Genomic DNA, 6,475 nt, shown 5'->3' with positions numbered 1-6,475 from the left:
GCGGTGTCCCCTCCCTTTCAAGAAAGAGAAGAGGCGGGGCATGCCCCGCCTCTTACACCACATCTCTGCGCGCTACCTTGAAACTTCCTAATCACCGTCAGCTAGCGCCAAATTGGAAGTCGATGGTCACTCATTAACGTACAGTTCTTATAACTTTGTTCATTATTTTCCGCACCTAAAATGATACGCCGTTTGTGACAGTACTCACAAACGGCGTTTTTTGACCACTGGCGTGTCTGGCAGGCGGCAAGCACCGCCCGAATCCGCATTTTGAACGCGCCCGAATCGGTTCTGGAGCCGGTTTTCGCGCTCTTACTCGTCTTTGGGCGCGGGATGCTTGCAGACCACGCTCATGTAGATCATGCCCAGCACGGCCGCGGTAACAGAGCCGGCAAGAATGGCGGCCTTTGCGGCCAGAACCTCAAACTGGGCCGTCGGGAAGGCAAGGCCGCTAATGAGGATCGACATGGTAAAGCCGATACCGCCCAGAATACCCACACCGGCAATCATGTGCCAGTTGACATTGCGCGGCAGCTCGCAGGCCCTAAGCTTAACCAGGGCAAACGTCATACCAAAGATACCAATCGGCTTGCCCAGCAGCATGCCAAAGTACACGCCGAGCGTCACCGGGTCGGTGAGCAGCGTGCTCATGTCCACGCCCACTAGGCGAACCTGTGCGTTCACGAACGCAAAGATCGGCAGGATCACAAAGTTGACCGGCGTGGAGATCAGACGCTCCATGCGGATGAGCGGCGGGGTCACGCGGTGCATGACGCGCTCGACCTTGGTGGTCGAGACGGTAAAGTCGTGCTGGCCCAGGATGTGTGCCTCGTCGTCGTAGCGGTCGTCGAGCAACGGCAGGCACTCGCCCAGCCAATCGGTGAGGCTATCGAGCTTGACGCCGCACTTGGCCGGGATGGTAAAGGCCAAGATGACGCCAGCAAGCGTGGCATGTACGCCGCTCTTGAACATACAGAACCACAACAGCAGACCCAGTACTGAATACGGGGCAAGGCGGTAATGCTGCGTCTTGTTGAGCCACACGAGCGCGCAGGTCACAAGCGCGGCGGCGCCCAACCAAAACGGATTGGGACTCTGTCCATAGAAGATGGCGATAGCGGCGATGGAGATGAGGTCGTCGGCGATGGCGAGCGTCGAGAAGAACACGCGCACGCCGTTGGGCACGCGATTGCCCAAAAGCGACAGCACGCCCAGCGCAAAGGCAATATCGGTTGCCATGGGGATGGCCCAGCCGTTGTGCGCGCCGGCATGGTTAAAGATCAGGTAGATGCAGGCGGGAACGACGACGCCGCCCACGGCCGCCAGCATGGGAAGCATGGCCTGACGCGGATTCTTGAGCTCGCCGACCGTCATCTCGTACTTAAGCTCAATGCCCACCAACAAAAAGAAAATCGCCATGAGGAAGTCGTTGACGAAAAGCTCAACGGTGAGACCGGCCGTAAGGTTGCCAAGACCCACATACAGCGGGGTCTCCAAAAAGTGATGGATGGCCTCGTAGGCATCGGTATTGGCGCAAATGACGGCGGCGATGGCGGCGAAGACCATAACCGCGGCGGAAATCGTGCCGTTCTCGGCAATACGCTCCCAAATGTCGTGGCGCTCAAAACGCTTGCGCTCACGGACGTTGAACAGCTGCTCGGGTGCTGCCATGGGCGGCTCCTTTCACGGGAAGGCTCCCGTCTTAAAAAAGCACGGCCCGCCCAAATGGCGGCGCCGCGCTCTAACGTATTACGCATGCATCTAGCCTACCCTGCACGATAAGCGCGCAGGCGTGGCCGAAAAGCGGAACCACAGGTTGAACATTATTTGCTCAACGGCACGGGCACGCCTGTCCAATAGACAACACGGCCCCGCGCACAAAAAACGACCGGAGCGCGGGGCGTCCGCGGTCCGGTCGTCGGTGTTAGGTCAAAAGAACCTAGCAGGCGGCCATGATGGGGGCAGCGACCTGCTTCTTACGGGAGAGGACGCCCGGCATCCAGACGCCGTCGTGCTCGTTGGCAATGCCCAGGCCCTTCTGGGCAGCCTCGGTCTCGCCCTCGAGCAGGACCTGCGAGCCCTCCTCCATGATGTCGGTGATGCACAGGACGATGCCGTCGGCACCCTTCTCGGCGGCGTAGGCGCGCATGGCCTCGCGAATCTCGTCGATCATGCCGAGCGCGCGGCTCTTGTCGACGGTCTCGTACTGGCCGATGAGCAGCTTCTTGCCGGCGGGCTCGAACATCTTGATGTCGTTGCCGACCATCTCGGCTGCGGTGAAGGAGCCGGACGGACGGGTGAGGAAGACCTCCATGCCAAACTTGACCGGGTCGACGCCCACCTGCTCGCCGAGCTTGGCGGCGACGGCGCGGTCGACATCGGTGGTAGTGGGGCTCTTGAGCATGAGCGTATCGGTCATCATAGCCGAGAGCAGCAGCTTGGCCTGGACGTCGGAAAGCTCAACGCCGAGCACGCCGGCGAGCTTGGTGACGATGGTGCAGCTGGAGCCCCAGGGCAGGCAGATGTAGTGCAGCGGGCCGGCGGTCTCGAAGTCGCCAATGCGGTGATGGTCGACGACGCCAAAGACCGTGGCGTCCTTAAGGCCGGCGACGGACTGGGCGGACTCGTTGTGGTCGGTGAGGACGACGAGCTGACCGGCCTCGACGGACTCGATCACGCGAGGCTCGGCAATGCCGGCGTCGGCGAGCAGCTTGGCGGACTCTGCCGGAAGCTGGCCCAGAGCGCAAGCCTCGTAGGTGTTGCCGGCATACTCAACCTGGTTGAGCAGCTGGGACAGGACGACGGCGCTCATGATGGCGTCGTTATCGGGGTTCTGGTGACCAAAGACAAGAACGTTTGCCATGGATATCCTCCACTTGATATGTGTACTTAGACGTAGCTATGGTAGCACGCCGATGCCGAGCCTTCGCAGACGGAAGGGCCACGGCATATTTTGGGGCAGGCATGGGGGCCAAGACCGTCCCTTTTGCACCGTGTTGGTGCAAAGTAACCTGACCCCCTTGCACCAGCTATTTACCGGCGGCGCGCAGGGCTACGTAGGCGGCGCCGATGATGCCGGCGTCGTTGCCGAGCGAAGCGACCTTGATGGGCGTCTCGCGCGAAGCGGAAAGCGCATAGTGCTGGAAGTGCTCGCGAACCGCATCAAGGTAGACGTCGGCCGAGGCGGAGGCGCCGCCGCCGATCAGGAACATCTCGGGGTCGACCACGTTGGCGATAAGCGCCAGAGCGCGACCGAGATAATCGGCCATGGTATCGGCCGCGGCCAGCGCAAGCTTGTCACCCTCGCGGCAGGCCTGGAACACATCCTTGGAATCGGAGGGGCCGGTGAGCTCGATGGGCTCGACGCCCGCCTTCTTGCACTCGGCAAGGTAGTTGCTCACCACACCGGTGGCGCTGGAATACTGCTCCAGGTGGCCATGGCCGCCGCAGCCGCAGGTGCGCTCCTCAGCCGGGTTCAGGCACATGTGGCCAATCTCGCCGCCAGCGCCCACAACGCCCGACACCACGTCGCCGTTGACGATAACGCCGCCGCCCACGCCGGTACCGATGGTAACCATCACCACGTTCTGTACGTCCTTGGCAGAACCGAGCCAGGCCTCGCCCATGGCAGCAGCGTTGGCATCGTTTTCGTACTTAACGACCGCGTCAGGGCAGTGCTGCTGGATGGCAATCTTAAGCTCGGGCAGGTTAATGGCAATGTTGGCCTTGACCTTGGCATCGCCCGACGCCGGGATGGGGCATGGGACGGCCAGGCCAATGCCCGCCACAAAGGCACGCGGAATCTGCGCCTTGGCGACCACCTGGTCGATAGCCTCGGTCACCGCGGCAAAGCCCGCGGCGTCAACGATAGGCGGCGTGGGCACGCTGGCCTTGGCCAGCAGGTTACCGTCCTCGTCGAACAGGCCCTCCTTAACCGAAGTGCCGCCGACGTCGATGCCGATGTAGTACTGCTTAGGTTCCATGGGAGCCCGCCTTTCTCGTTTAAACATTATGAGTATGGTACCGCTCCCCAGCCCAAAAGCCGCCAGAAAGAAACAGGTTTGTTTTGGCAGGTTTTATCTGGGAAAACGCGAAGCCCGCCAACAGGTCGTGCAAGATCCCAGCCAAATATAAAAGCGCCGGGAGGCGGAGGCTCCCGGCGCCCATGAAAGGGACTGTCTTGTCTGTTGGACCGCACGGTCCGTCGCGGCGATAACGCCGGCTAGGCCTTAAACGCCTGCAGCTGCTTGTGGACCTCGATGAGCTCCGTTGCCATGACGCGCATGGTCTCGGTGCCGGCCATCTGGTCCTCGGCATGCAGCAGAATCAGCGGGGCCTCGCCGTTACGCTCGCCATTGGCCTCCTTTTTAAGGAGCCCCATGTGGACATCGTGACCACCGTTGTAAGCCTCGTCGCCCTGCTTAATAAGCTCCTCGGCGGCGTCAAAATCGCCCTCCTTGGCCTTTTGTACGGCATTGACGTACATGCTCTTGGCGGTGCCGACATAACTGATGATCTCGAAACAGGTCATCTGCAGATCGTTCATATCCTCCATGTGCCGTACCTAGCCCATCACGCTGATGCAGTGGTCGATGATGCCGGCGGCGTTCATACGGCCGTAATCGACCATGTTGATGACCTCGACCGGAAAACGACCGGCGGCCTCCTTCTCAAAATCGCCCTTGGTGTAGCCAATCTGCGGGCCGAGCAGCAAGATATCGCACTCGTCCAGGTGATCGTGGGCCTCGTTCATGGGGCGAGCCTCGACCTCAATGTCCAGACCGCGGTTCGCGACCTCGGACTGCATCTTCTGGACCAGCAGGCTCGTGGACATGCCGGCATTGCAGCAAAGCATGATCTTCTTCATGGTTTCCTCCTTATAACTGCGCGGCGCGCAGACGACAACTGGTTTTATTCCTTGCGGCTACTGTACCCACCCCCTGTGTCTTTACGCAGGAGGAGAGCCGCGGGTACCGGCGCCGCGTGCCGGCACCCGCAACGATGGAAGAGAAAGCTACGTTTAGGCGTTCTGCTCGGCAAGCGCTTCCTGTTTGGCGACGGCCTTCTCAGAAATCCTCATAAAGGGCAGGTAGACAGCCATGCCGATGACAAGCTCGAGAGCCTGCCACACGCCAGCGCGCCAGTCAAAGCCCGTGGCAAGCAGGGCGTTGATGACGGGAGGCATGGTCCAAGGCACCTGGGCAATGCAGGGGCTGATGATACCCGCGCAGGTCAAGCCATAGGTGATGCCGATGAACAGGTCGGGAAGAAGCACGAACGGAATCATGAGCGGCAGATTGTACACGATGGGGTAACCGTAGATGACCGGCTCGTTAATGTTGAACAGACCAGGCAGGATAGCCATCTTGGAAACGGTCTTGGAGGCCTTGTTCTTGGAGAACAGGAGGGTATCAAGCAGGAGCATGAGGGTGCAGCCCGAGCCGCCGATAAGGGCGAAGCTGTTGACGATCTGCATATTCATGTAGTGGTCGGGCTGGATGGTGCCACCGGCGGCAAAGGTAGCCATGTTGTCGACGATGAGCATGGTCAGGATCGGCTCGACGGTAGCGCCAGAGATGGTGGACTGGTGAATACCGACGCAGAACAGCAGATTTGCAAGAGTGTAGATGAGGATAACAGCCCAGGGACCGGCGTTCATGATGCTCTTGAGCGGGTTGGAAATGCACGTGGAGATGATGGTGCACAGATCGGTACCGGCGCACACGGCGAGCAAGGCCGCGGCAAAAGCGAAGATCGAGAGGTTGAGCAGCATCGGGATCATGACGTTAAAGGAGTTGGAGACCGCAGGAGGTACACCCTCGCCCAGCTTGACCTTAAGCTTCTCGACGCCCGAGATCTTGATGAAGAGCGTAACGGAGAGCAGGGCGATGATAATAGCCGAGAACAGACCGTTGGTGCCGGTGTTGGCAGTCGAAAGGGCGCCCGTGACCTCGGCAGAAGTGATCTTGTCGGTGAGCAGCGGGCTCGTGGCGGCAAGCGTGGCAGTGATCTGCTGCGGCATCATGATGACGAAAGCGGAGATGGCGACGACCACGCAGGCAAGCGGGTTATCGAAGCGCTCGTTCTTAGCAAGGCTGTAGCCAATCAATCCGGCCAAGATAATGGCAGAGACGTTGAGGGTGCCCAGCGTAATTGCCGAACCCCAGGTCTGAAGGTTAGCAAGGCCCGCCGCATCGAGCGGGAACAGAGGGAACACGACGTTGTTAATAAGAACCGCGATACCCGCAAGGATATAGAGCGGCGTGATGGTTGCGAAGGCATCGCGCAGGGAACGCAGGTGAACCTGGTTTCCCACCTTCGCAGAGACCTCGGCAAACTTGTCGAGGAAGCTCTTTCCGTTGTCACTGGCCATGATTGCTCCTAACTATCAAATCCGGCCTTTTCCTATGCGCACGGTGGTCTGTCGCCCTCTGCCACCAGATGTGCCATGTTTTGCGCGCGGCGGCGCGCGGTC

Annotated in this window: 6 protein-coding genes; all 6 read right to left on the bottom strand. The window is 60.3% G+C overall.

Annotated elements, in window-relative coordinates; translation table 11 throughout:
- Positions 1-312: 312 nt before the first annotated feature.
- The 6 genes from nhaA to GT571_RS09450 all read right to left on the bottom strand — a co-directional run bounded on the left by nhaA (position 313) and on the right by GT571_RS09450 (position 6,373).
- Positions 313-1,671, bottom strand: coding sequence for a Na+/H+ antiporter NhaA (gene nhaA / locus GT571_RS09475; RefSeq protein WP_161156897.1), 1,359 nt, complete (start codon positions 1,669-1,671; stop codon positions 313-315).
- Positions 1,672-1,939: 268 nt separating this feature from the next.
- Entirely contained in the window at positions 1,940-2,863 is a 924-nt protein-coding gene (locus GT571_RS09470; RefSeq protein ID WP_161156895.1) for a manganese-dependent inorganic pyrophosphatase, read from the bottom strand.
- Between the two features lie 166 nt (positions 2,864-3,029).
- Positions 3,030-3,983, bottom strand: coding sequence for an ROK family protein (locus GT571_RS09465; RefSeq protein ID WP_240136050.1), 954 nt, complete (start codon positions 3,981-3,983; stop codon positions 3,030-3,032).
- Positions 3,984-4,222: 239 nt separating this feature from the next.
- Positions 4,223-4,555: a PTS sugar transporter subunit IIA gene (locus GT571_RS09460; protein ID WP_204987223.1), complete on the bottom strand. Its 333-nt coding sequence runs from the start codon at positions 4,553-4,555 to the stop codon at positions 4,223-4,225.
- Between the two features lie 9 nt (positions 4,556-4,564).
- A complete protein-coding gene (locus tag GT571_RS09455; protein ID WP_161156891.1) occupies positions 4,565-4,867 on the bottom strand; it encodes a PTS sugar transporter subunit IIB in 303 nt (100 codons plus the stop codon).
- Positions 4,868-5,020: 153 nt separating this feature from the next.
- Positions 5,021-6,373 carry a PTS sugar transporter subunit IIC gene (locus tag GT571_RS09450; protein WP_161156889.1) on the bottom strand — a complete coding sequence of 451 codons (1,353 nt, stop codon included), beginning with the start codon at positions 6,371-6,373 and terminating at the stop codon, positions 5,021-5,023.
- Between the last annotated feature and the right edge of the window lie 102 nt (positions 6,374-6,475).

This window comes from Collinsella aerofaciens (assembly GCF_009876115.1).
In the GTDB taxonomy this organism is placed as follows: domain Bacteria; phylum Actinomycetota; class Coriobacteriia; order Coriobacteriales; family Coriobacteriaceae; genus Collinsella; species Collinsella aerofaciens_N.
This window is presented reverse-complemented; position numbering and strand designations above follow the sequence as displayed.

Excerpts from the sequence above, each read along its gene's own strand:
- GT571_RS09465 (WP_240136050.1), bottom strand. The coding sequence starts at position 3,983 with ATGGAACCTAAGCAGTACTACATCGGCATCGACGTCGGCGGCACTTCG.
- GT571_RS09455 (WP_161156891.1), bottom strand. The coding sequence starts at position 4,867 with ATGAAGAAGATCATGCTTTGCTGCAATGCCGGCATGTCCACGAGCCTG.
- GT571_RS09460 (WP_204987223.1), bottom strand. The coding sequence starts at position 4,555 with ATGGAGGATATGAACGATCTGCAGATGACCTGTTTCGAGATCATCAGT.
- GT571_RS09470 (WP_161156895.1), bottom strand. The coding sequence starts at position 2,863 with ATGGCAAACGTTCTTGTCTTTGGTCACCAGAACCCCGATAACGACGCC.
- GT571_RS09450 (WP_161156889.1), bottom strand. The coding sequence starts at position 6,373 with ATGGCCAGTGACAACGGAAAGAGCTTCCTCGACAAGTTTGCCGAGGTC.
- nhaA (WP_161156897.1), bottom strand. The coding sequence starts at position 1,671 with ATGGCAGCACCCGAGCAGCTGTTCAACGTCCGTGAGCGCAAGCGTTTT.